The organism is uncultured Oscillibacter sp. (assembly GCF_900544955.1).
GTDB lineage: Bacteria > Bacillota > Clostridia > Oscillospirales > Oscillospiraceae > Oscillibacter.
The window spans coordinates 21,192-44,219 of record NZ_UQXD01000012.1; the positions used below are offsets into that span (position 1 = coordinate 21,192).

Annotated in this window: 20 protein-coding genes; 12 read left to right on the forward strand and 8 right to left on the reverse strand. The window is 66.1% G+C overall.

Annotation, left to right across the window (positions count from 1 at the left end; translation table 11 throughout):
* The first annotated feature begins 114 nt into the window (after positions 1–114).
* Positions 115–2,256: a YcdB/YcdC domain-containing protein gene (locus QZS21_RS04525; protein ID WP_295580748.1), complete on the forward strand. Its 2,142-nt coding sequence runs from the start codon at positions 115–117 to the stop codon at positions 2,254–2,256.
* A gap of 198 nt (positions 2,257–2,454) precedes the next feature.
* Positions 2,455–4,104, forward strand: coding sequence for a bifunctional diguanylate cyclase/phosphodiesterase (locus QZS21_RS04530; RefSeq protein WP_295580750.1), 1,650 nt, complete (start codon positions 2,455–2,457; stop codon positions 4,102–4,104).
* Between the two features lie 91 nt (positions 4,105–4,195).
* Here QZS21_RS04530 and QZS21_RS04535 read toward each other — a convergent pair whose 3' ends face one another.
* From QZS21_RS04535 to QZS21_RS04555, 5 genes are all read right to left on the reverse strand, one after another.
* Positions 4,196–5,344 carry an aldo/keto reductase gene (locus QZS21_RS04535; protein ID WP_295580752.1) on the reverse strand — a complete coding sequence of 383 codons (1,149 nt, stop codon included), beginning with the start codon at positions 5,342–5,344 and terminating at the stop codon, positions 4,196–4,198.
* A gap of 155 nt (positions 5,345–5,499) precedes the next feature.
* Positions 5,500–5,745 carry an IreB family regulatory phosphoprotein gene (locus QZS21_RS04540; RefSeq protein ID WP_295580754.1) on the reverse strand — a complete coding sequence of 82 codons (246 nt, stop codon included), beginning with the start codon at positions 5,743–5,745 and terminating at the stop codon, positions 5,500–5,502.
* A 152-nt stretch (positions 5,746–5,897) separates the two neighbouring features.
* The gene (pheT, locus tag QZS21_RS04545) at positions 5,898–8,597 is read right to left on the reverse strand and encodes a phenylalanine--tRNA ligase subunit beta (protein ID WP_295580756.1); all 2,700 of its coding nucleotides are present in this window, start codon (positions 8,595–8,597) and stop codon (positions 5,898–5,900) included.
* An 84-nt stretch (positions 8,598–8,681) separates the two neighbouring features.
* Positions 8,682–9,707, reverse strand: coding sequence for a phenylalanine--tRNA ligase subunit alpha (gene pheS, locus QZS21_RS04550; protein ID WP_295580811.1), 1,026 nt, complete (start codon positions 9,705–9,707; stop codon positions 8,682–8,684).
* Between the two features lie 422 nt (positions 9,708–10,129).
* Positions 10,130–11,683: a hypothetical protein gene (locus QZS21_RS04555; protein WP_295580758.1), complete on the reverse strand. Its 1,554-nt coding sequence runs from the start codon at positions 11,681–11,683 to the stop codon at positions 10,130–10,132.
* Between the two features lie 159 nt (positions 11,684–11,842).
* Between QZS21_RS04555 and QZS21_RS04560 the strand changes: the two genes are divergently transcribed.
* The 6 genes from QZS21_RS04560 to QZS21_RS04585 all read left to right on the forward strand — a co-directional run bounded on the left by QZS21_RS04560 (position 11,843) and on the right by QZS21_RS04585 (position 16,934).
* Entirely contained in the window at positions 11,843–13,369 is a 1,527-nt protein-coding gene (locus QZS21_RS04560; RefSeq protein ID WP_295580760.1) for an NAD(P)H-hydrate dehydratase, read from the forward strand.
* Positions 13,370–13,390: 21 nt separating this feature from the next.
* Positions 13,391–13,996 carry a hypothetical protein gene (locus QZS21_RS04565; RefSeq protein ID WP_295580762.1) on the forward strand — a complete coding sequence of 202 codons (606 nt, stop codon included), beginning with the start codon at positions 13,391–13,393 and terminating at the stop codon, positions 13,994–13,996.
* Positions 13,997–14,035: 39 nt separating this feature from the next.
* Positions 14,036–15,202 (forward strand): alanine racemase, encoded by a 1,167-nt coding sequence (gene alr, locus QZS21_RS04570; protein WP_295580764.1) that lies wholly within the window; start codon positions 14,036–14,038, stop codon positions 15,200–15,202.
* Between the two features lie 171 nt (positions 15,203–15,373).
* Positions 15,374–15,742: a type II toxin-antitoxin system PemK/MazF family toxin gene (locus QZS21_RS04575; RefSeq protein WP_295580766.1), complete on the forward strand. Its 369-nt coding sequence runs from the start codon at positions 15,374–15,376 to the stop codon at positions 15,740–15,742.
* A gap of 83 nt (positions 15,743–15,825) precedes the next feature.
* Entirely contained in the window at positions 15,826–16,332 is a 507-nt protein-coding gene (locus QZS21_RS04580) for a hypothetical protein (protein ID WP_295580768.1), read from the forward strand.
* A gap of 71 nt (positions 16,333–16,403) precedes the next feature.
* A complete protein-coding gene (locus QZS21_RS04585; RefSeq protein ID WP_295580770.1) occupies positions 16,404–16,934 on the forward strand; it encodes a hypothetical protein in 531 nt (176 codons plus the stop codon).
* Here the strand turns inward: QZS21_RS04585 and QZS21_RS04590 are convergent.
* Complete coding sequence (locus tag QZS21_RS04590) at positions 16,928–17,251, reverse strand: hypothetical protein (RefSeq protein ID WP_295580773.1); 324 nt, start codon at positions 17,249–17,251, stop codon at positions 16,928–16,930. The genes QZS21_RS04585 and QZS21_RS04590 overlap by 7 nt on opposite strands.
* Before the next feature lie 199 nt (positions 17,252–17,450).
* Here QZS21_RS04590 and nrdR point away from each other — a divergent pair, with 199 nt between their 5' ends.
* The gene (nrdR, locus tag QZS21_RS04595; RefSeq protein ID WP_295580775.1) at positions 17,451–17,906 is read left to right on the forward strand and encodes a transcriptional regulator NrdR; all 456 of its coding nucleotides are present in this window, start codon (positions 17,451–17,453) and stop codon (positions 17,904–17,906) included.
* 7 nt (positions 17,907–17,913) lie between these two features.
* Here the strand turns inward: nrdR and QZS21_RS04600 are convergent, their stop codons facing one another.
* Together QZS21_RS04600 and QZS21_RS04605 are read right to left on the reverse strand one after the other, a co-directional pair.
* Positions 17,914–18,297, reverse strand: a complete 384-nt coding sequence (locus QZS21_RS04600; RefSeq protein WP_295580777.1) for a DUF4363 family protein — start codon at positions 18,295–18,297, stop codon at positions 17,914–17,916.
* Positions 18,294–18,977, reverse strand: a complete 684-nt coding sequence (locus QZS21_RS04605; protein WP_295580779.1) for a DUF421 domain-containing protein — start codon at positions 18,975–18,977, stop codon at positions 18,294–18,296. The genes QZS21_RS04600 and QZS21_RS04605 overlap by 4 nt, the downstream gene beginning before the upstream one ends.
* A 359-nt stretch (positions 18,978–19,336) precedes the next feature.
* Here QZS21_RS04605 and glmS point away from each other — a divergent pair, with 359 nt between their 5' ends.
* From glmS to QZS21_RS04620, 3 genes are all read left to right on the forward strand, one after another.
* A complete protein-coding gene (gene glmS, locus QZS21_RS04610) occupies positions 19,337–21,175 on the forward strand; it encodes a glutamine--fructose-6-phosphate transaminase (isomerizing) (RefSeq protein ID WP_295580781.1) in 1,839 nt (612 codons plus the stop codon).
* 141 nt (positions 21,176–21,316) lie between these two features.
* A complete protein-coding gene (locus QZS21_RS04615; RefSeq protein WP_295580783.1) occupies positions 21,317–21,856 on the forward strand; it encodes an RNA polymerase sigma factor in 540 nt (179 codons plus the stop codon).
* On the forward strand, positions 21,837–22,967 hold the full coding sequence (locus QZS21_RS04620) for a hypothetical protein (protein ID WP_295580785.1): 1,131 nt from the start codon (positions 21,837–21,839) through the stop codon (positions 22,965–22,967). The genes QZS21_RS04615 and QZS21_RS04620 overlap by 20 nt, the downstream gene beginning before the upstream one ends.
* Positions 22,968–23,028: the final 61 nt, after the last annotated feature.

The window sequence follows — 23,028 nt, forward strand, 5'->3', positions numbered from 1 at the left end:
GCAGAGAGGAAATTTTTAGGCGCGGCGGCAAAAAACAGGGAACCTTCCGGAAACCGTTTCGTCTCAATCAATAAGGAGAATGCCCCAAAATTTCTTAGGGATGGAGGAGATTGGATGAAAAAGGTTCTCAGCCTGTTTTTGGCGGCGGTGCTGGCGGGCAGTCTGGCGCTGCCCATGGCCGCGGCGGCGGAAAACGCCGACAGCCGCCTGAGCCAGGTCACGCGGAGGGTGAAGGAGACCCTGGACATCGGAGAGGAGTACGAGAGCTTTTACGGGGAGCTGCAGGAGGCGGGGGCGGCACCCCGCTGGCTGCTGCAATGGAGCGGGGAGGACGCCGGTGTGAGCGTTACCGCCGGAGAGGACGGGAAGGTTTACAGCTACTCCCGCAGCGTGAACCAGACGGCGGGCCGCGACGGCGAGGGTTTGCCCACCTTCCCGGCGGTCAGCCGGCAGCAGGCCCAGGCCGCCGCCCAGGCCTTTTTGGACCGGGTGCTGACTGCGGGGGAGACGGCGGCGTTCCGGGAGGACCAGGTTTTGCGGGCCGGCACCCAGTCCTACCGGCTGCGGGGCACGGTCCGGCTCAACGGGCTGGACTCCCCCATCGGCTTTTCCGTCACGGTGTGGGCGGAGGACGGCACGGTGACCCGCTTTTCCCGGGATGATCTCTATGAGACGTACCTGGGCGGCATCCCCTCCGCCGCGCCCTTCGCCGGGGCCCAGACCGCCGGGGGGCTGCTCAAGGGCGTGCTGTCCCTGCGGCTGGAGTATGTGCTGGAGGGGGAGCGGGCCGTGCTGCGCTATCTGCCCGACGACATCGACGCGTACTACGTGGACGCGGCCACCGGAAAGCTGGTGAATCTGAGCGAACGGTACCGGGAGATCGGCGGCAGGGCTGCCGTAAACGGCGCCAATACGGCCGCGGCGGAGGCGGAGGCGGCTATGGACAAGGGGGAGTCCGGCCTCAGCGCCGCGGAGCAGGCGGGCATTGCCAAGCTGGAGGGCGTCCGGAGCAGGGAGGACCTGGACGGGGCCGTGCAGGCCGTCCGGGAGCTGGGACTTGACCGCTACACCCTCTCCGGCTGCACCTACAGCGTGGACCGGGAGAGCGGGGACGTGACCGCCCGGCTCCAGTACGCCCGGCAGGCGGAGGACGGCGTCTGGCGCCGCACGGTCCTGGTGGACGCCAAGACCGGGGCGCTTCAGGCGGTATCCAGCACGGCGCCCTATGAGAAGACCCGCCGGGCCGCCGTCACCGCCGCCGCGGCCCAGGAGACGGCGGAGGCGTTCCTCCGCTCCCTGTGGGGCGGGGACTACGCCGACTGCGCCCTCTACCGCGCCACGCCCTGGAGCGGGGAGAGCTACGGGGCGTCCCACAGCTTCCTCTATGCGCAGCGGGAAAACGGCTACTTCTTCTGCGAGAACCGGCTGTCCGTCTCCGTGGACGTGAACGACGGCTCCATCAGCGGGCTGAGCCGGGACTTTGACACCGACGCGGTTTTCGACGGCCCGGACGGCATCCTCTCCGCCCAGGCGGCGCTGGACGCCTGGTTTGCCACCTACACGGTGAAGCTGGCCTATCTGGCGGTGCCCCAGGCCCTGGACGAGTCCATGCCGGAGGCCAAGCCCCTCTTAGAGCAGGGGGCGTCCTATCAAAACGCCCTGAAACTGAGTTACACCCTGGAGCGGGAGACGGACCTGGCGGGCATTGACGCCAAGACGGGCAAGCCCGTGGCCGCCGGGGAGGACGCCGGAACCGCTACCATTGCCTACGACGATTTGGAGGGCTGCTGGGCCGGGCCGCAGGCGGAGGAACTGGCGGCGTACGGCGTGGGCTGGCTGGGCGGCAGCCTGGCGCCCGCCCGGCCCCTGACCCAGTTGGATATGGTGGCGCTGCTGGCCAGCACCGAGGGCTATTGGTATAACCCGGACCAGGACCCGGAGGGGCTGTACGCCTATGCCTACGCCATGGGCCTCATCACCCCTGCGGAGCGGGACGACGGCCATCTCCTGACCCGGGCGGAGACGGTGAAGCTGCTGCTGGACGCCGCGGGCTACGGCCGGGCGGCCCGGCTGACGGGCATCTTCCGGTGCAGCTACACCGACGCGGCCCGGATTCCAGCCGCGTATTACGGCTACGCGGCCATCGCCCAGGGGCTGGGCATCGTCAGCGGAGACGCGGCGGGCGGCTTCGCCCCCAACCGCACCGCCACCCGGCTGGAGGCTCTGGTGATGCTCTACCGCTATATGAATCGCTGACCCGGCGTTTTTCGGGCGCGGGGGAGAGGCCTGCGGCAGTTTGCCGCAGGCCTCTTTGCGCGGATTCAGAATGGCATTGCATTCCTCCCCGTCCGTATGGTATAATTCCTACGTTGGCGTATGATGGAAGACGATATGGGCGGAACGCGAGCGGTCACCGGCGAAGCGGAAGATGATGGAATGACATGGAGTGTGGATATGTTACCAAAGAGGACGATCCTCGTCGTGGAGGACAATGAGCTGAACCGGGCGCTTTTGAGCGGCATTTTGTCCGCGGAGTACACCGTGCTGGAGGCGGAAAACGGGCTGCAGGCCCTGTCGGTTCTGCGGGAGCGGGGAGAGACGGTCTCCCTGATTCTTTTGGATATCGTGATGCCGGTGATGGACGGATACGCCTTCCTCTCCGCGCTGAAGGAGGATCCGGCGATTGCCGCCATCCCCGTCATTGTCACCACCCAGAGCGACAGCGAGTCGGATGAGGTCAACGCCCTGGCCCTGGGCGCCACCGACTATGTGGCCAAGCCCTACAAGCCCCAGGTGATTTTGCACCGGGTGGCCAACATCATCAAGCTACGGGAGACGGCGGCCCTCATCAATCTAGTGCAGTACGACCGGCTCACCGGGCTGTACGGCAAGGAATTTTTCTACCAGAAGGCCAGGGAGCTGCTGGTGCGGAACCCCGGCAAGTCCTACGACATCCTCTGCTCGGACATTGAGAACTTCAAGCTCATCAACGACGTGTTCGGCGTGCCCGCCGGGGACCGGATTCTCTGCGGCGTGGCCGGGCTGTATCTGAAATATGTGGGGGAGCGGGGGATCTGCGCCCGCCTGGCGGGGGACCAGTTCACCGCGCTGATTGAGCATACCCAGGACTATACCCAGGAGCTGTTTGCGGAGGTGGGCGCGCAGATCAAGGCCCTCTCCAACGCCAAGGACATCGTGACGAAGTGGGGCGTCTACCCGGTGGAGGACCGGACGCTGACCATCGAGCAGATGTGCGACCGGGCGCTGCTGGCCGCCCGGAGCATCCGGGGCCAGTACGGCAAGTACTTCGCCCTGTACGACGACACGCTGCGCAGCAAGCTGCTGCGGGAGCAGGAGATCACCTCCGGCATGGAGAGCGCCCTCCAGGCGGGACAATTTGCCATCTATCTGCAGCCGAAGTACAGCCTCCGGGACGACTCCCTGGCGGGGGCGGAGGCGCTGGCCCGGTGGATTCACCCGGAGTGGGGCTTTTTGTCCCCGGCGGAGTTCATCCCGCTGTTTGAGCGCAACGGCTTCATCACCAAGCTGGACCAGTACATCTGGGACCGGACCTGCGCGGCGCTGCGGGACTGGGACGCCCGGGGGCTGACCCGCATCGCCGTCTCCGTCAACGTCTCCCGGGCCGACATCTACAACGCGGACCTGGAGAATATCCTGATGAATACCCTTGAGAAGTACCGGCTGGAGCCGTCCCGGCTGCACCTGGAGATCACGGAGAGCGCCTATACGGAAAACCCCAGGGAGATCATCGAGACGGTGGGGCGGCTGCGGCGGCGGGGCTTCGTGGTGGAGATGGACGACTTCGGCAGCGGGTACTCCTCGCTGAACATGCTCAACGAGATGCCGGTGGACATTTTGAAGTTGGACATGAAATTCATCCAGAGCGAGACGGCCAAGCCGGCCAGCCAGGGCATTTTGCAGTTTATCATCAGCCTGGCCCGGGGGATGAAGCTGGAGGTGGTGGCCGAGGGCGTGGAGACCCAGGAACAGCTGGAGCGCCTGCGGGGCATCGGCTGCGACTATGCCCAGGGGTACTATCTGGCGCGGCCCATGCCCTGTGCGGCGTTTGAGGAGCTGCTCTGAGGGCGGCTTCCCCCGCAGGACCGAAAAAGAGAAACGGACAGGCACTTCTAAAAGAAGCGCCTGTCCGTTTTCGTTCGCCGTCCGGAGCGGCTCAGTAGCCGAAGACCCGGGCCGCCTGGGCCATGTTCTCCGCTGCCGGGACGGAGAAGGGGCAACGCTTCTCGCAGGCGCCGCAGCCCACGCATGCCCCGGCGTGTTGGCTGAGGACGGCGTAGTGCTCCCGGACGGTCTCCGGCACGCCGCCCTGGGCCCTGGCCAGATTTAAAAACTTGGTCACCGTGGCCACGTCGATGCCCTTGGGGCAGGGGGCGCAGTGGCCGCAGTACATGCAGTGGCCCTCCCACCGGATGCGGGGGAAGGCGGCGAAGGCGGCGGCGTAGTCCCGCTCCTCCTCCGTGGCGGACTCATAGGCCAGGGAGGCCTGCAACTCCTCCAGGGACCGGGCGCCGGACATGACGCAGGCCACGGCGGGGCGGGTCAGGGCGTAGTGGAGGCACTGGACGGGGGTGAGGGCCTTGCCCGCCGGGGACAGCTCCTCGCTGAGCAGGTCCCCGCCGCCGAAGGCCTTCATCACGGTGATGCCCACCCCCAGCTTCTGGCAGGTCTCGTACAGCCGCTCCCGGTCCGGGTCCATGTTGGTGAGCTTTCCGGCGTAGCTGTCCGCCACCCACAGATTCTCGCAGTTCTCGTCCCCGGGCAGCAGGTCGTAGCAGGGGTTGACCGAGAACATCAAGACGTCGATGAGGCCGCTCTCCACCGCCCGGAGGGCGGCAATCGGGTTGTGGCTGCTGACGCCCACATGGCGGATGCGGCCCTGCCGCTTCTGCTCCTGGATATAGGCCATGACGGGGCCGCGGGCCACCTCCTCCCAGACCTCCGGGGCGTCCACATAGTGGACCATGCCGATGTCCACGTAGTCCGTGCCCAGGTTTGCCAGCATGGTCTCGAAGGCGGCCTCCACCTCCGCGGGTTTCCGGGTGGCCCGGTACTGGCCGTTTTCCCAGATGGCGCACAGGTGGGCCTGGAGAACGAACTGCGCCCGCCGGTCCCGGATGGCGCTGCCCACCCGGCGCTGGACGTCCGGGTTGGGGGTGTAGAGGTCCATGCAGTTGATTCCGGCCTCCAGGGCGGCGCGGAACAGCGCCTTTGCGAAATCGTCGTCCTGGAGGACAAAGCCCTCACAGCCCAGGGCGATCTCGCTGACTTGCAGGCCGGTGCGGCCCAGTGTCCGATACTTCATATCATAACTCCCTTTTGCGTTTTCCCCATCATATACCCTAAAGTCAGCTTTAGGTCAAGGGGAAACGGGCCATTTGGGCGGAAAAAATCCCGCAGGGCCGGAGGCCGCCCGGGGAGGGCGGTCCGGTCACTGCGGGAAACGGCTGAAAGGGAACCTCACTGGGCCAGATACCGGCGTACCAGCACCTGCAGCAGCTCATCCCGGTCGATCTTGCGGATCAGGGTCCGGGCGTTGTTGTGGTTGGTGATATAGGTGGGGTCCTCGGACAGGATATAACCCACGATCTGGTTGATGGGATTATAGCCCTTTTCCTCCAATGCCTGATAGACCGTGGATAGAATCTGGTGAATCTCCGCGTCCTTATCCATCGCAATGTTGAATTTTCGGGTAAAATCGTCCATACAGACACCACCTTTCTTTCTTTGGGGCGTTGACCAATATGAAGATAGTATACTCGCTTTTTGGAAAACTGTAAAGCGTTTCAGCTGGAATTTTCCGAAAGATTTTTACTATCCCCGCCAGGCATCTGCCTGGCGGGGATTCATATGAGGGATCAGCGCAATACGGCGTCCAGCTCGTCTTTCAGCAGGTCCAGGATGCTTCTCACATCCTCGTCGGCCTCTTCGGCGGTCAGGTTCCGTTCGTCGGAGCGAAGGGTCAGGTTGAAGGCCACGCTCTTCTTCCCCGCGGGGATGCCGGTGCCGGTGTAGATGTCAAACAGGGCCACGTCCTTCAAAAGGCCCTTGGCGCCCCGGCGGATGCAGCTCTCCAGCTCCGCCACCGGCACCTGCTCGTCGCACACCACGGCGATGTCCCGGGTGACGGCGGGGAACTTGGGCAGGGGCTGGTACAGGGGCTTGCCGCCCTGGCAGGCGTACAGCGCGTCGAAGGACAGCTCCGCGGCGTACAGCTCGCAGTCCACGCCGTAGTTGTCCGCCACGTGGGGGTGGATCTGGCCCAGGACGCCCAGCAGCGTCCCGTTGCAGGTGATTTTGGCGCAGCGGCCAGGGTGGTAGGAGGGGTTCTCCCGCTCCGCCGTGAACGACGCGCCGGTGATCCGCAGGCCCTCCAGCACGCTCTCCACGGCGCCCTTCAGGGTGAAGAAGTCCATCCCGCCGCCGTAGGCCCCCAGGGAGAGGACCTTGGGCTCGTGGGCCATGCCAGAGCCGTCGTCTTTGGCGAAATAGGTCCGGCCCAGCTCGTAGAGCCTGGCGGACTTGTTGCGGAAGTTGTAGTTCCGGGTCAGGATTTCCAGCATGGAGGGCAGGGTGGTGGTGCGCATGATGGAGGTGTCCTCCCCCAGGGGGTTCAGGATTCTCATGGAACGGCGCAGGGGGGAGCCGGTGGGCAGGTCGATTTTGTCGTAGTAGGTGGGGCTGATGAAGGAGTAGGTGATGATCTCGTTGTAGCCCGCGGTGCGGCACAGGGCGCCGATGCGGTTTTCCGCCTTCTGAACCGGGGAGAAGCCCCGCCGCTCGTTGAGGCCGGAGGAGAGGGTGTCGGGGATGTTGTTGTACCCGTAGAACCGGGCCACCTCTTCGGCGATGTCGGAGTAGTGCTCCACGTCTCCCCGCCAGGAGGGCACCTGGATGGTGTTCCCCTCCAGGCCGAAGCCCAGGGACAGCAGGATGCGGCGCATCTCCTCCTCGGGGACGGCGGTGCCCAGCAGGGCGTTGATCTTCTCCGGCTCCAGCTTCACGGTGGTGGGGAGGCTGTCCCGGGCGATGACGTCCATCACGCCGTCCACCACCTCGCCCGCGCCCAGCAGCTCCACCAGCTCGCAGGCCCGCTGAACGGCCTTCATGGTGTTCATGGGGTCCAGGCCCTTCTCGTACCGGGCGGAGGCCTCGGTGCGCATGTTCAGGGCGGTGGCGGTGCGGCGGACGGAGGCACCGTTGAAGTTGGCGGACTCGAAGAGGACCATGGCGGTGTCGCCGATGATTTCGCTGTTGGCGCCGCCCATGACGCCGGCCACGCACACGGGTTTCTCCTCATCGCAGATGCACAGCATGGAGGGCGTCAGGTGGCGCACGGTGCCGTCCAGGGTCTGGATGGTCTCCCCCTCCCGGGCGGTGCGGACCACGATCTTCCCGCCGTCCACGCAGGAGAAGTCGAAGGCGTGCATGGGCTGGCCGTACTCCAGCATGACGTAGTTGGTGATGTCCACGATGTTGTTGATGGGCCGGACGCCGGAGTTGCGCAGCCGCTCCCGCATCCAGGCGGGGGAGGGCTGAATCCGCACGTTTTTCACCAGGCGGGCGGTGTACCGGGGGCACAGGTCGGCGTCCTCGATCTCGATGTCCACATGGTCCGCGATGGAGCCGCCGCAGCCCTGAATCTCGGGGGTGTGAAGGGTAAGGGGTTTCCGGAAGGTGGCGCTGGCCTCCCGGGCAAGGCCGATGACGCTGAGGCAGTCGGGCCGGTTGGGGGTGATCTCAAACTCCACCACGTGGTCGTCGGCACCGATGAGGGCGGCGATGTCGTCGCCGGGCTTCCCGCTGTCCGCCTCCAGCACCCAGATGCCGTCGGGGATGCAGTGGGGGAACTCCCGCTGGTCGGCACGGAGGTCCGCCAGGGTGCAGATATGGCCCTTGGCCGTGTCATAGGCCGCCAGGTCCCCCTGGTGGAGGTTGGAGCAGGGGGTGGTAACGGCGGCGGGGCCGCCCTCGCCGGGGTAGGCGAGGGTGCACGCCCAGCCCTCCGGGGCGGGAAGGACCGCCGTCACCTGGGCGGCGATCACCGTGCCGAAGAGCTTGTGGCCGGACTGGACGTCCGCCGGGATGGAGGGCTTCGCGGGGTCCAGGGGCTTGTAGTCGTTCAGCAGCGCGGCGGGGGTGATGACGGCGCCGGGGTAGTCGTGCTCGGCGGTGAGGTTCAGCTCCTTCAAAGAGCACAGCATCCCCTCGGACGCCACGCCCCGCAGCTTGCCCTTTTCGATCTTCACGCCGCCGGGCAGCAGGGACTTGTGCCGGGCCACGGGCACCAGGTCGCCGGCGTGGATGTTCCAGGCGCCGGTGACGATCTGAATGGGCGCGTCGCCGCCCACGTCGATCTGGCAGACCCACATGTGGTCGGAGTCGGGGTGGCGTTCCATGGAGACGATGCGGCCCACCACCACGTTTTTCAGGGATTCATTCAGGACCTCGGTGACCTCCACCTTGGAGCCGGAGAGGGTCATGGCATCCGCGAAATCCCGGTCGCTCACAGGCCCGATGTCCACATAGTCCTTCAGCCATTTTCTCGATAGCTTCATAGCGCATAAACTCCTTCATGAATTAGGGATTGGAAAGACGGGAGGGGGGGCGGCGTGCGCCGGGCCCCGCGCTCCCGGGAGAGATCAGAACTGCTCCAGGAAACGGATGTCGTTTTCAAAAATCAGCCGCAGGTCGCTGATTTTGAACTGGCCCATGGCCAGCCGCTCCAGGCCGAAGCCGAAGGCGAAGCCGGCGTACACGTCCGGGTCCACGCCGCAGTTGCGCAGTACCTTGGGGTGGACCATGCCGGCGCCCAGCACCTCAATCCAGCCCTCGCCCTTGCAGGTGGGGCAGCCCGCGCCGCCGCACTTGTGGCACTGGATGTCCATCTCGCAGCTGGGCTCGGTGAAGGGGAAGTGGTGAGGGCGGAAGCGGGTTTTCGTGTCGGGGCCGTAAATCTCCCGGATGACGGCGTTCAGCGTGCCCTTCAAATCCGCCATGGTGATGCCCTTGTCCACCACCAGGCCCTCGATCTGGTGGAACATGGGGGAGTGGGTGGCGTCCACCTCGTCTTTGCGGTACACCCGGCCGGGGGAGATCATGCGGATGGGCACGCCGTAGGTCTCCATGGCCCGGATCTGCATGGGGGAGGTCTGGGAGCGCAGCAGGATGGAGGAGTCCTCCGTCAGGTAGAAGGTGTCGGACCACTCCCGGGAGGGGTGGTCCTCCGGGGCGTTGAGCTTGGTGAAGTTGTAGTCCGCCTGCTCGATCTCCGGGCCGTCCATGATCTCAAAGCCCATGTTGATGAAGATCTCCTTGATCTCGTCCAGCACCGTGTACATGGGGTGCTTGTGGCCCACCGGCAGCCGCTTGCCGGGGATGGTGACGTCCAGGGCCTCCGATGCCAGCTTTTCCGCCAGGGCCTTTTCCGCCAGGCGGGCGGCCTGGCGCTCCAGAGCCGCCTCCACCGCGGCGCGGACGTCGTTGGCCAGCTGGCCCATGACGGGCCGCTCCTCCGGGGAGAGCTTGCCCATCTGCTTGAGCATGGCGGTGAGCTCGCCCTTTTTGCCCAGGTACTGCACCCGGATGGCTTCCAGCGCCGCCGTACTGCCGGCGGCCTCCACGGCCCCCAGCACCTGCTTGCGAATGGCTTCCAGTTGTTCTTTCATCATGAATAACTCCTTTTCTCGGATGTGGATGACGGAGAAGAGAGCGGCGCGCCGGCGCCGGGCGGGCGGGCCTGACGGCCCGTGGCATCCGCCCCGGGGCATAAGAAAAGACCCCCCGTCCCCCCGTTGGGACGAAAGGCCTGCCTTCCGCGGTACCACCCAGATTCGCGCCTTCCGGCGCGCACTTGCCGCCCCGGTAACGGAGGGCGTCCGCCGTGTCTCCACGGCAGCTCCCGGGCGAACCAAACCGGGCGTCCGCAGTCTGGCTTGCAGCCGGTGACCAGACCTCTCTTGGCGGCGTCTCGCGGTTATTTTCCCGTTCATCGCTGATAACAACTCCTACTTATATCACAGAAAATGGGGAATTGCAAGAGAAAAATCCCCCATCCCGCCGATTTCAGGCGGGATGGGGGAGGAGGGCGTCAGGGGTCCAGCAGGCGGACATCCCGCAGGTCCTCCATCTCGATTTTCGTCACCACGCCGTCCTTTACCAAGATGGCGATGTGCTTGCAGCCGGCGTCCCCGCCGGGCTCGTAGAGGTAGCAGGCGTCGTAGGGGTCCGGGGACGCGCCCTCGATCTTCACCGCCTGGATGTAGGTGCGCCGCAGGCTCTCCTCGCTGTACCCGCAGTAGAGGCCCCGGGCGGTGCAGAGATAGCCCTCGGATTGGTCGTAGGGGACGGTGGTGGAGAGTTTATAGAGGTATTCCACGCCGTCCTGGACGGAATAGGCCAGCTGAAGGGTTCCGCAGTCCAGCTCATACACGGTGCCGAAGGTGTCGCCGCTGCCGGTGTGGGTGACGGTACCCTCCAGGTCGTAGCCCCAGGGGAAGGTACCCTCCTGGGGACCCAGGGTCAAAACGCCCTTCGTCCCCGGCACGATCAGGGCGAACTCCGCCGCCAGGGGGCCCGGGCCGCCGTCCCCTCTGGCCACGGCATCGTCGTAGGCGGCGCGCAGCGCCTCCGCCGCGGCCTGCTCGGCGTCATTGGCGGGCATGAGAACCTGCAGGAGGTCGCCGTAGCCGCTGTCCGGATGCCAGTACCACGCGGCGCCGCCCAGGAGATCGGCCACGGTCTGCTGCCACGCCGGACGCAGGGTCGCCAGGGCGGAGAGCACCGCCTGGGGGGCGTCCAGGAAGCGGAAGAACAGATCGTCGCTGGCGCCCTCCGTATAGGCCCCGTCGGAGTGGAGGAGGAACAGCGCCAACTGTAGATGGGACCAGTCCTTCCGCGCCTGCGCCTCCTTTGAGAAGGTGTCGGGGTCGTAGGAGAAGGTGAACACCGTGTCTGCGTCCAGGTCCAGACCGTCGCTGGGGCAGAAGCTGGTGAACCGCCAGCCGTCCTCTGTCTTTTCATACGCCAGCGTTGTCTGGGAATAGCCGATGGTGACGTCGGGCCGCTCCCATTCCCAGCTGTCCGCCCAGAAGGTGAGGGTCACGATCCACCGGTCCTCCTCCGCCTGGTTTACCTCCACGGTCTTGTCCAGAAGGTAGAGATTCTCGCCCCGGGCGCCGTCCTGGGCGTAGAGCACGCCGTCAAAGTCCCGGTAGTGGTCCGGGGACAGGGCGAAGAGGGCGTCCACCAGCGCCGGGGAGAAATAGGTCTCCGCCTGGGCCCGCAGGTCCGCCAGGGAGGCGATGGAGACGGCGGCGCGATAGGGGAGGTAGCTGTCCGTCGCTTTCTGGACGGCCAGCGTGGGCATGGGGAAATCCCGGCAGTCCACCCGGTAGTAGACGGCATCTCCCTCGGTGCGGCTGTCCGTCCGGTCCAGGGGCAGGGTGCCCAGGTCGAACCAGTCGTACACCTGGGCCGCGGCGGCGTAGAGATTCAGCATGTCCGCCTCCCGGGGGGTCTCCGGGACGGGCATGGAGAGGAGCGGTGCCGGTTCCTCCGGGACCTCCGGCGCTTCCGGCGCGTTGGTCGGGGCGCAGCCCGCCAGCAGCACCAGCATCAGCAGTAGGGAAACCATCCGTCTCATGGGGACACCTCCTTTGATGGGTTCATCATAGCAGGGTTTTCCCCGGAAATCATAACGATTTGGTGACAAAATTCCGGGGCCCGGCGGGCGGGAAATCGGATTGCATTGCACCGTAGAACCCCTTATAATAGAGAAAACATCACACGGGAGGCGACACGGATGAAATTGGCGACGGCGGCGCAGATGCGGGAATTGGACGAGCGGGCCATCCGGGAGCGGAACATCCCCTCTCTGGATCTGATGGAGCGGGCGGCGGAGGGCGTGGCGGAGGTGGCCCTGGCCCTGCTGCCGGACCGGCCGGGGAGGTGCCGGGGCGCGGTGCTCTGCGGCAGCGGCAACAACGGCGGGGACGGCATCGCCGCCGCCCGGCTGCTGTTTTTGGCAGGGCTGCGGGTGCGGGTGTTCCTGGTGGGCAGCTACGAGAAGCTGACGTCCGACGCCCTGGAAATGACGGGCCGCCTGTCGGAGTGCGGCGTGGAGCTGGAGCCCTTTGACGAGGCGGCCCACGCCGCCTGGATTTTGAACAGCCACGTGGTGGTGGACGCCCTGCTGGGGGTGGGCCTCTCCCGGGAGATCGCCCCGGACTCCGCCTATGCCGCGGCCATCCGGCTGATGAACGCAGGCCGGGGGGCCGTGGTGGCCGCCGACATCCCCAGCGGCGTGGAGGCGGACACCGGCCGGGTGCTGGGCTGCGCCGTAAAGGCTGACAGGACAGTGACCTTTACCCATCAGAAGGTCGGCCATGCGGTGGGGGAGGGCGCCCTGTGCGCCGGTGCGGTGGAGGTGCGGGACATCGGCATCCCCCGGGACCTGGCTGCGGGGCTGGTGTGCCCGGCCCAGTCGGTGGAGGCGGACTTTGTGCGCGCCGCCCTGCCGTCCCGGAGGGCGGACGGCCACAAGGGGGACTTTGGCAAGCTGCTGGTGGTGGGCGGCGCCGTGGGCTATACCGGGGCGCCCTATCTCACCGCGGCGGCGGCGGTGCGTTCCGGCTGCGGCCTGGTGTCCCTGGGAGTGCCGGAGAGCATCTGGGCGGTGGAGGCGGCCAAGTGCGTCTGCGCCATGCCATTCCCCCTGCCGGAGAAGAAGGGGCTGTTTAGCTATAAGGCTTTACAGCCCATCCGGGACAAGCTGTCTGCCTGCGGTGTGCTGGCCCTGGGCCCGGGGCTGGGCCGGGGGGAGGCAGTGGAGCGGCTGGTGCTGGCGCTGCTGGAGACGGAAAAGCCGGTGGTGCTGGACGCCGACGGCATAAACGCGCTGGCGGGGCATATGGATGTGTTGGATGCCCGGCGGGGCCGCGTCACCATCCTCACGCCCCACGACGGAGAGTTCGCCCGCCTGGGCGGGGACCTTCGCGGCGGGGACCGGGTGGGGGCGGCCCGGGCCTTTGCGGCGGATCACGGCTGTGTGCTGGTGCTGAAGGGCCACCGGACCGTGACGGCCTCCCCGGCGGGGAACGCGCTGGTGAACACCACGGGGAACTCGGGCCTGGCCAAGGGCGGCAGCGGCGACGTGCTCACCGGTGTCATCGCCTCGCTGCTGGCCCAGGGGGCCCCGGCCGTGCACGCGGCGGCGGCGGGCGTCTGGCTCCATGGCCGGGCGGGGGACCGGGCGGCGGAGCGCCTCACCCCCTACGGCATGACGCCGGAGGACGTGATCGCCGAACTGCCGGCGGTCTTTGGAGAATGAAACGGACGGGAGGAATGAAGGGTGCGCAGGTGGAAGTGGCTGTGCGTACCAATGATGATCCTGTGCCTGCTGACGGCCTGCGGCGGCACAGACGAGGCGGAGGCGGCGGACCTGCGGGACCGCTACCACGACATGGCGGGCTGCACCATGGAGGCGAAGGTCTCCTGCGGCCAGGAAGACCTGGCCTGGGAGGCGGTGCTGCGCTGCGACTACGTCCCCGGCGGGGAGAGCACCGTGGAGGTGCTGGAGCCGGAGAGCATCGCCGGGGTGCGAGCCCGGCTGTCGGACACGGACTGGAGCCTGGAATATGAGGACCTGTGCCTCAACGCCGGGCCTGTGGGCCGGGAGGAGATCAGCCCGGCGCTGTGCCTGCCCCGGCTGATGAACGCCCTGCGGGACGGGTGGCTGCTGGAGGAGAACGAGGAGGCGTGGAACGACGTCCCCTGCCTGCGCATCACCGTGGACCAGAGCGGCGTCCAGGACGGGAAGATCGTCTCCACTGTGTGGCTGCGGCAGGACGACGGCACGCCCCTCCGGGGGGAGATCGCCGTGGACGGGGAAATAATTTTGACGGCGGAGTTTACGAATTTCGTGTTTTGTGATACGATGGAGCAGCCGGTATCCTAAAAAGGACGCTGCAAGACAACGGAGAAGGGACCCGATTCCATGGAAGACACGATTTTACGGCGGACCTGGGCGGAGATTGATCTGGACGCCCTGGCCCACAATTACCGCCAGGCCCGGCTGCGCACCGGTCCGGGCGTGAAGTATCTGGGCGTGGTGAAGGCGGACGCCTACGGCCACGGCGCGGTGCAGACCGCCCGGAAGCTGGAGGCCCTGGGGGCCGACTACCTGGCGGTGTCCAGCCTGGACGAGGCCCGGGAGCTGCGCCACGGCGGCATCGCCATGCCGGTGCTGATTCTGGGCCACACGCCGCCGGAGATGGTGCCGGAGCTGATCCGCTACGGCATCACCCAGACCGTCTCCGCCCAGGCCAAGGCGGAGGCGTACAGCGCCGCCGCCGCGGCCTGCGGCGGCACGCTGAAGGTCCACATCAAGGTGGACACCGGCATGTCCCGGCTGGGCTTTTTGGTGCGGGACGGCCATTTTGACGGCGGCGTGGAGGCCATCTGCCGCTCCTGCGGCCTGCCCCATCTGGCGGCGGAGGGCATCTTCACCCACTTCGCCGTCTCAGACGACGGCGGCGCGGACAGCGAGGCCTACACCCGGGAGCAGTTTGCCCTCTTCACGGCGGTTTTGGAGGCCCTGGCCGCCAGGGGGCGGACTTTCGCCCTCCGCCACTGCGCCAACAGCGGCGCGCTGGCCCGGTATCCCGAGATGTTTTTGGACATGGTCCGCCCCGGCATCGCCCTCTACGGCGTGGGGGACGACGCGGAGGCCCTGGGATTGCGGCCGGTGATGACGTTGAAATCCTGCATCTCCACCATCAAGGTCTTCGACCCGGACACGGACATCAGCTATGGCCGCACCTACCATACGGCGGAGAAGACCCGGGTGGGGGTGCTGCCCATCGGCTATGCGGACGGGCTGTTCCGGGGTCTCTCCAACCGCATGGCAGTGCGGACGGCCTCCGGCCCGGCCCCCATCCGGGGCCGCATCTGCATGGACATGACCATGGTGGACCTCACCGGGCTGCCGGAGGTCCACGTGGGGGATGCGGTGGAGCTGTTCGGTAAGGAGCAGCGGGTGGACACCCTGGCCCGGCTGCTGGACACCATCCCCTACGAGCTGACCTGCGCGGTGAGCAAGCGGGTGCCCCGGCTGTACATGGAGAACGGAACAGCGGTGGAGCGGAGCCTCCGGCTGCTGTAGAGAAAAGGGAACACTCAGGTCCTGTCCCGGGCATAGGATAGTACGGGGCAGGGACGCCGGAATTTTGCCTCCCGGGCGGCGTATAAATTCCGTAACTGCGTGGGAGAATGAAAGTGGCCTCACCGAAATTCCTTCGGTGACGGGTACTTCTTTCGGCGGAGTGTGAACTTTGTGGATACGAGTGTCAAGCGCGGCGATATTTACTATGCCGATCTCTCCCCGGTGGTGGGCAGCGAACAGGGCGGCGTCCGGCCGGTTCTGATCATTCAGAACGACACCGGGAACCGTTACAGCCCCACCGTGATCGCGGCGGCCATTACCTCCCAGACGGGCAAGGCGCGGCTGCCGACACATATCGACCTTCCCGTGGACCAGAGCTGCGGACTGAGCCGGGATTCCGTGGTCCTGCTGGAGCAGGTGCGGACCCTGGACAAAAAGCGGCTGCGGGAGCGGATGGGTCATGTGGAAGAAAACGTGATGGAGAAGGTGGACTTTGCCATCGCGGTGAGTTTCGGTTTACCCCACGACCAGATGGTGTGAAGCGCCGCATCCCCGGGAAGGGCATGGATCCCTTTCCGGGGGAGCGGCTTTCCCAAGACGAAGGACAGACGACGGAGGTACATATGAAAAAGAACAGGTGGTTTTTGCGGCTGCTGGCGCTGCTGGTGCTCTGCGCGGGACTGAATATGACGGTGTCCCTGGCGGCGGAGGCGGGGTCCGACCAGGACCCCTTGGTGACGCTGAGTTATCTCAACGAGACGTTTTTGAACAATGTCCTCCAGCGGGTGGACGAGAAAATCGCCCTCCGCAACAGCCAGATCGCCCAGCAGACGGGGGGACAGGCCCCCTCCGGCAGCGCCTCCTCCGCCACCTTCACGGTGGTGACCCTCTCCAGCGGGCAGGTCCTCACCGGGGACATCGGCTGCGAGGTGATGCTGCGGGTGGGCAGCGCCGCCTGCGTGGCCCCCTCGGCCCCGGGGCTGATTGACGAGACCACCGCGGCCGCCCTCAGCGGCGGCGCCGCCCTGGCCCAGAACCACCTGTACATGATGACCGTTGAGGGCCGGGGCGTGCGGGCCACCGCCGCCACCACCAAGCTGCTGGTCCGGGGAAGCTACACCATCGCCTGAGCCTCATAAAGACGCCCGTCCGCGCATAGGATTGCGCAGACGGGCATCTTTTTTTGGAGGGGAGGAGAACCATGGACAGGTTTCCGATACTGTGGGAGGGCCGGAACGCCGGGGAGCTGACGGTGGAGGGAGAAGCGCTGTACACCTGGTTTTCCGCCCGGTGCCGCCCACCCCGGGAGGGCCTTTGGTGCGTCTGGGCCGTGGGAGAGCGGGGAGAGCTGCGGCTGGGGGTGCTGGAGCCCGCCGGGGAGCAGGCCGCCATCCGGCGGCGATTTTCCCAGCGGATGACGGAGCCGCTGGGAAGGTTGCTGCGGGGGGAGCTGCGGCCGGCTGGGGAGAGCCGGGAGACCCCGGCCTGGACCCCGGCGGCGGAGCCGGAGCGGCTGTTCCGCACCCTGTGGCTGCGGCGGCAGCTCCACGGCGTCCAGGGGGCGCTGACCTGGCAGACGGGGGACGGGCAGCGCCGCCTGGCCCTGCCCTGCGACACCAAAAAGCCCTTCCCCCTGCCGTCCCTGTTCTGCTTTGCCCGGCTGGGCCGCATCCAGGGGGCGGACTACTGGATCTTCGCCTTCGACCGGGAGGAGTGGCCGGTGTTTCACTGAGCGGCGGGCCGGAGGCGGCAGACCAAAACGCAGGCCGCCCCCCACAGGGCCAGCGCCCCGCCGGGACTCAGCGCCGGGACAAGGAGACGGCAGGGCAGTGCCGCCAGTGCCCAGACGGCGGCCCGGTAAAACCGGCGGCGGAGGTCCGCCGCCCCCGCCCGCAGGCGGAAGCGGCTGTACGCCCCCTCCAGCCCTAGCACCGCCCCCATCTGCGCCGCCGCCGTCAGCAGCAGGGGCAGGGGGCCCTCCAGGGCCAGCAGGGGCAGGGGAAAATAGGGGGCGGCCACGCACAGGCCCCAGGGTGTGAGACGGCGCATCCGGCGACCCCTCCGTTCTCCGTGGAATTTGTCCAAAAAAATCCAGGCAATCAAATGAATTATGGATACCATATCCGATGGGGGTATGGTATAATAAAAAAATACGGTGGGAGGACCGCCCTGGGGCCGTCCTCTCTCCGGCATTTCCCACACCACAAAAGACCGCGCCGGAGGTCCCGGCCGGGATCGGAGGTCCGCCATGAAATGTCCATTTTGCGGTTACAGCGAGAGCAAGGTCATTGATTCCCGCCCCGCCGACGAGGGCGCCAGCATTCGCCGCCGGAGGGAGTGCCTCTCCTGCGCTAAGCGCTTCACCACCTATGAGACGGTGGAGAGCCTGCCCATGGTGGTGGTGAAGAAGGACGGCAGCCGCCAGAGCTTCGACCGGCGGAAGGTGCTGGGGGGCATGATCCGGGCGTGCGAAAAGCGGCCGGTGCCCCTGGCAGAGCTGGAGAAGATCGCCGATGAGATCGAGCAGGACCTCCAAAACTCCATGGAGCGGGAGATCCGTACCGAGGTCATCGGCGAGCGGGTCATGGACCAGCTGCGGAACGTGGACCAGGTGGCCTACGTCCGCTTTGCCTCCGTGTACCGCCAGTTCAAGGATATCGACACCTTCATGGCGGAACTGAACAAGCTGCTGTCTGAGAAGTAAGATTCCTTTACAGCACGTTTCGCACCGAGAACCGCTCCATCTCCGCCAGCAGCCGCAGCTGGTCCCGCAGGTCGGAAACCTCCGCCCGGAACTCGCTGGGCTCCCGGGCGGCGGCAAAGGCCATGGCCCGGCGGTACATGGCCTCGGCGTCGTCCACGGCGTCGTGGGCGGAGACCACGTGGAGATAGGTCTGGCGGGCGGCCCAGTCCTGGTAGCTGTCGGTGAGGACCTCCACGGCGGAGGCCCAGTTTCCGGCCTGGGCCAGGGCGTCTACCTGCTGCAATTGGGACTGCCAGCGGGCGGTCTCCGTCTTCATGGCGGCGCCGTTCCACAGGCAGAAGGCCAGAATGGCCCCCAGCACCAGAAGGGGAGGCAGATAGGCTTTTTTCATGCCGGCGTCTCCTTTTTCACGCAGAATACGGTTCCCTCTTCATCCAGCGTCAGCAAAAAGACCTCCTCCGGCCCCGACAGGGACTGGCTGCGCAGGGTCTTTTGGAGCCACGCCTCGTCCCGTCCGCAGGCGCGCAGATGTTTGCGCAGCACCCGGCCGTCGTTGATGAGGATCACCGGCAGCGTCACGTCGTCCGCCGTCTCCAGCCCCAGTTGGGCGGCGGTGGGGGGCTGGCAGCGGCCCCAGGGCAGCACGGACAGCTGTCCGGAGTTCTCCAGCACGGCGTACTTCACGTCCTCCACGCTGGAAATCCCCTGGCCCCGCAGTTCCTCCAGCAGCTCGTCCAGGGTGTATCGGTTTTTCTGCATCACTGCCTGCTGCACCTTGCCGTGGCGGATGAGGATGGCGGGTGTTCCGCAGACCAGCTCCCGGAACCGCAGGTTGTGTAAAGATATTTGACTCAACAGCATGGAAAGGGCCAGCAGCGTCAGGATGGGAATGACGCCCGCCAGCAGCGGGATGCCGAAATCCTGCATAGGTACGGTGGCCAGGTCCGAGATCATCATGGTCAGTACCAGCTCGCTGGGCTCCAGCTCGCCGATCTGGCGCTTACCCATCAGCCGCAGGCCGATCATGATGAGAAAGTAGAGTATCACGGTGCGGGCAAAAGCGGTCATCATATGCAGTCTCCTCCGTTGCAGTAGGATTTGCCGGAGGGGCGCGTTTTATACGGGATACAGCTTCCGAAGGGGAGTTTTATCATAGAGACCCATCATGAAAAATCGCAGAGCAGAGAGGAGGCCCATGGGGAGATCCCATCAGAGCGCCATGTTCCTGTGGAGTGTTTTTGCTTTACAGGATAACGAGGAGAAGAGAGAATCGAACATTCGGCGGATGCTCTTCCGTGGCCGCGGACATGTGACACAGCTGACAAATATGCGGGAAACCGCAAAACAGAGAGGCTGTGACCGCGGGAAAAGCGACAAATGACTGCGCATTTGTCCTTTTGATCACTTTTTGTATCAGGAGGATTTTCTTTATGTGTGGAATCATCGGATTCGTAGGCCGCCGGCAGGCGGCGCCCATTTTGCTGGACGGTCTGGCCCGGATGGAATACCGGGGCTATGACTCCGCCGGCATCGCGGTCCGCTCGGAGACGGCGGGACTGCAGGTGAAAAAGAGCAAGGGCCGGCTGCAGGTGCTGTCGGACCTGACCCGCGGCGGCGCCGACCTGGAGGGTACGCTGGGCGTCGGCCACACCCGCTGGGCCACCCACGGCGAGCCCAACGACGTCAACGCCCACCCTCACGTCAGCGAAAACGGCAGCATTGCCCTGGTCCACAACGGCATCATTGAAAATTATATGGAGATCAAGGAGCACCTCCTCAAGCAGGGCGTCACCTTTACCTCCGACACGGACTCCGAGGTGGTGGCCCAGCTGCTGGAATTCCACTACAACGAGTGCCACAACATGCTGGAGGCGGTGGGCCGCTGCCTGCGCCGCATCGAGGGGTCCTACGCCTTCGGCATCATCTGCTCCGACTATCCCAACGCCCTCATCGCCGCCCGGAAGGACAGTCCCCTGATTCTGGGGTACAGCCCGGAGGGGAACTTCATCGCCTCCGACGTGACGGCGGTCATCAAGTACACCCGGGACGTGGTGTATATGAACGATGGGGAGATCGCCGTGGTCACCGCCGACAGCATCGACGTCTTCGACAGCGAGCTGATCCCCCTGGACAAGGAGCACCACCAAATCGACTGGGATGTGTCCGCCGCGGAGAAGGGGGGCTACCCCCACTTCATGCTCAAGGAGATCATGGAGCAGCCGGAGGCCATCCGCAAGACCGCTTTCCCCCGTATCCGGGAGGGCAGAGTGGTGCTGGACCGGGTGAAGCTGACGGCGTCCTACGTGCGGGACATCTCCCGCATCTTCATCATCGCCTGCGGGTCCAGCTACCACGTGGGCATGGTCAGCAAGTACAACTGGGAGCGGCTGCTGCGCCGCCCGGTGCAGGTGGAGCTGGCCTCGGAATTCCGTTACAGCGATCCGCTGGTGGATGAGCGGACGCTGGTCATCGTCATCAGCCAGTCCGGCGAGACGCTGGACACTATGGCCGCCATGCGGGAGGCCAAGCGCCGGGGCGCCCGGACGCTGGCGGTGGTGAACGTGGTGGGCAGCTCCATCGCCCGGGAGGCGGACGACGTGCTGTACACCTGGGCGGGGCCGGAGATCGCCGTGGCCACCACCAAGGCCTATACCACCCAGCTGGTGCTGATGGATTTGATCGGCCTGTACCTGGGGGATCTGCTGGGCAGCGTGGGCGCGGCGGAGTACGCCGCCGTCCTGGAGGAGCTCCAGGCCCTGCCGGAGAAGATGGAGCGGATTCTGGCCCACCCGGAGGACGTCCAGTACTTTGCCTCCCGGTACTTCAACCACGAGTCCATCTTCTTCATCGGTCGGAACCTGGATTATGCCATGGGCCTGGAGGGCTCCCTGAAGCTCAAGGAGATCAGCTACATCCACTCCGAGGCCTACGCCTCCGGCGAGCTGAAGCACGGCACCATCTCCCTGATTGAGCCGGGCACCCTGGTGGTGGCCCTGGGCACCTACGCCGCCCTCTTCGACAAGGCCATGAGCAACGTGGTGGAGGTGAAGGCCCGGGGGGCCGAGGTGCTGGCGGTCACCACGGAGCCCTTCCGGGAGCGGATGGAGAAGACCGCCGACGCCGCCATCGTCATCCCCGAGACCCATCCGGTGCTCCAGCCCTCCCTGGGCGTGGTGCCGCTGCAGCTGTTCGCCTACTACGTGGCGCTGCAGCGGGGCTGCGATATTGATAAACCCCGGAACTTGGCAAAGAGCGTCACGGTGGAGTGAGGCGCCCGGCGCCACGCAAAACCGGGAGACATCCGTCCTGCCCCGGGCAGGGCGGATGTTTTTTTCAAGTTCCTGCAACCTTCCGGCGGTCTGAGACGTTTATCAGGCAGAGGGAAGCCAAAAAAGGGGGGAGAGGCCCATATGCTCACATCGTATACCATGCTGCTGGCGTCGGACCCGGACCGGGAGCACTTTGCCCGGCTGTACCGGGCCAACTACCAGCGGATGAGCCGTCTGGCGGCCCAGCTTTTGGGGAGCGGTCCCCGGGCGGAGGACGCCGTCCACGACGCGTTTATGAAGCTGATCCGCCACTATGACGAGCTGCGGGAGCGGCCGGAGGAGCGGCTGTCCGCGTGGCTGGCGGTGGTGGTGAAGAACACGGCGCTGGACATGCTCCGCCGGGAGAAGCACGAGACGGACCTGGAGGACGCCCGGTGGGAGCCCTCGGTTCCGGCGGACGAGGGCCAGTTTCAGGCCCTGGTGGCCCTGATCCGGCAGATGCCGCCGGACTACCGGCGGATTTTGGAGCTGCGCTTCGTGGCGGAGTGGAGCCTGGCGGAGATCGCCCAGGCCATGGATTTGACGGAGAGCGCCGTCAAGACCCGGGTGTTCCGGGGACGAAAACTGCTGATTGAACGGCTGCGGAAGGAGGGGTACCTGGATGGACGGGCCTGTATTTGACGCGATGCTGAAAAACGCGCTGGAGGAAGCACTCCAGGAGGACCTGAGAGAGCTGGAGAAAACCCCGCCGCCGCCCGTGTCCCTCCGCCAGCGGCGGCGGATGCGGCGGATGCTGGCGGATCCCTGGCGCTATGCCCGGCGGCTCCAGGCGGAGGAGGCGGAGGCCCCGCCGCCGCGGCGGAAGAGGAACCCGGCCCGGTGGCTGCTGGTGGCGGTGATCGCGGCGCTGCTGGCGGGCACGGCGGCGGGCTATGCCCTGCGGGGCGGCGATTTTTTCCGCCAGATGTTCGAGGAAAGCCCCTGGGCGGCGGAGTACGGCGAGGCGGCGGACACGGAGCAGCTGCTGGACATGGGCGGCGGCAACGTGGGCTCTGTGCTGGAGGACGATCACTTCCGCTTGGAGCTGCTGGACGCGGTGTCCGAGGGGGAGAACGCCATGGCGGCGGTGCGGATCACCGTGAAGGACATGGGGCTGCTGGAGCGGACCTTCGGCCGCCGGACCGTGGCGCCGGGCCTGTTCCTGCGCCAGGACGGCTCCTTCTTTGAGTCCGGCTCCAGCGGCACCCAGTACGTCTACCCCGATATGGACGATTCCCTAGCGGACAACCAGTTCATGATGATTTTCCGCACCGACCGGAACCGGGCCACGGAGGGGCGGAAGTACACCCTCACCTTCCATGACTTCGGCTACTACGATTTCGAGGACCGGGCGTCCCCCGCCGGGCGGGAGGTTCTGCTGATCCCCGGGAACTGGACGCTGGAGCTGGAGCTGAGCTTTGACGGCGGGACCGTAGTGGAGAAAGCGGAGGCGGTCCAACTGGAGAGCTGCGCCTTTACGGTGGACCGGGTGCGGGTCTCCTCGCTGTCGGTCGGCATGACGCTTCACTGCGGCTTTGCGGAGGTGGAGACTTTGAGCGACGTGCTCAAGGACGCCGTGATCCGCATGGAGGACGGGACGGAGGTGCCCCACACCGGATACCGCTTTGCAGGCGGGGGAGAGGACGAGGCGGGCTTTGCCTGCGAGATCCTCTACGAGTTCGGCATGCCCCTGGAGCGGGAGGAGATCTCCGCCATTGTCATCCAGGGCCATGAGATCTCCCTGAGTGAATGACGCATACCGCGGATGCCCGCACCCTATTTGGGGTGCGGGCGGTCTTTTTTTGAAAAAGCCC

Excerpts from the sequence above, each read along its gene's own strand:
- nrdR (WP_295580775.1), top strand. The coding sequence starts at position 17,451 with ATGAAATGTCCATTTTGCGGTTACAGCGAGAGCAAGGTCATTGATTCC.
- QZS21_RS04580 (WP_295580768.1), top strand. The coding sequence starts at position 15,826 with ATGAAAAAGAACAGGTGGTTTTTGCGGCTGCTGGCGCTGCTGGTGCTC.
- QZS21_RS04560 (WP_295580760.1), top strand. The coding sequence starts at position 11,843 with ATGAAATTGGCGACGGCGGCGCAGATGCGGGAATTGGACGAGCGGGCC.
- QZS21_RS04535 (WP_295580752.1), bottom strand. The coding sequence starts at position 5,344 with ATGAAGTATCGGACACTGGGCCGCACCGGCCTGCAAGTCAGCGAGATC.
- QZS21_RS04600 (WP_295580777.1), bottom strand. The coding sequence starts at position 18,297 with ATGAAAAAAGCCTATCTGCCTCCCCTTCTGGTGCTGGGGGCCATTCTG.
- QZS21_RS04590 (WP_295580773.1), bottom strand. The coding sequence starts at position 17,251 with ATGCGCCGTCTCACACCCTGGGGCCTGTGCGTGGCCGCCCCCTATTTT.
- alr (WP_295580764.1), top strand. The coding sequence starts at position 14,036 with ATGGAAGACACGATTTTACGGCGGACCTGGGCGGAGATTGATCTGGAC.
- pheS (WP_295580811.1), bottom strand. The coding sequence starts at position 9,707 with ATGAAAGAACAACTGGAAGCCATTCGCAAGCAGGTGCTGGGGGCCGTG.
- QZS21_RS04530 (WP_295580750.1), top strand. The coding sequence starts at position 2,455 with ATGTTACCAAAGAGGACGATCCTCGTCGTGGAGGACAATGAGCTGAAC.
- pheT (WP_295580756.1), bottom strand. The coding sequence starts at position 8,597 with ATGAAGCTATCGAGAAAATGGCTGAAGGACTATGTGGACATCGGGCCT.
- QZS21_RS04585 (WP_295580770.1), top strand. The coding sequence starts at position 16,404 with ATGGACAGGTTTCCGATACTGTGGGAGGGCCGGAACGCCGGGGAGCTG.
- QZS21_RS04525 (WP_295580748.1), top strand. The coding sequence starts at position 115 with ATGAAAAAGGTTCTCAGCCTGTTTTTGGCGGCGGTGCTGGCGGGCAGT.
- QZS21_RS04620 (WP_295580785.1), top strand. The coding sequence starts at position 21,837 with ATGGACGGGCCTGTATTTGACGCGATGCTGAAAAACGCGCTGGAGGAA.
- QZS21_RS04540 (WP_295580754.1), bottom strand. The coding sequence starts at position 5,745 with ATGGACGATTTTACCCGAAAATTCAACATTGCGATGGATAAGGACGCG.
- QZS21_RS04615 (WP_295580783.1), top strand. The coding sequence starts at position 21,317 with ATGCTCACATCGTATACCATGCTGCTGGCGTCGGACCCGGACCGGGAG.
- QZS21_RS04555 (WP_295580758.1), bottom strand. The coding sequence starts at position 11,683 with ATGAGACGGATGGTTTCCCTACTGCTGATGCTGGTGCTGCTGGCGGGC.
- QZS21_RS04605 (WP_295580779.1), bottom strand. The coding sequence starts at position 18,977 with ATGATGACCGCTTTTGCCCGCACCGTGATACTCTACTTTCTCATCATG.
- glmS (WP_295580781.1), top strand. The coding sequence starts at position 19,337 with ATGTGTGGAATCATCGGATTCGTAGGCCGCCGGCAGGCGGCGCCCATT.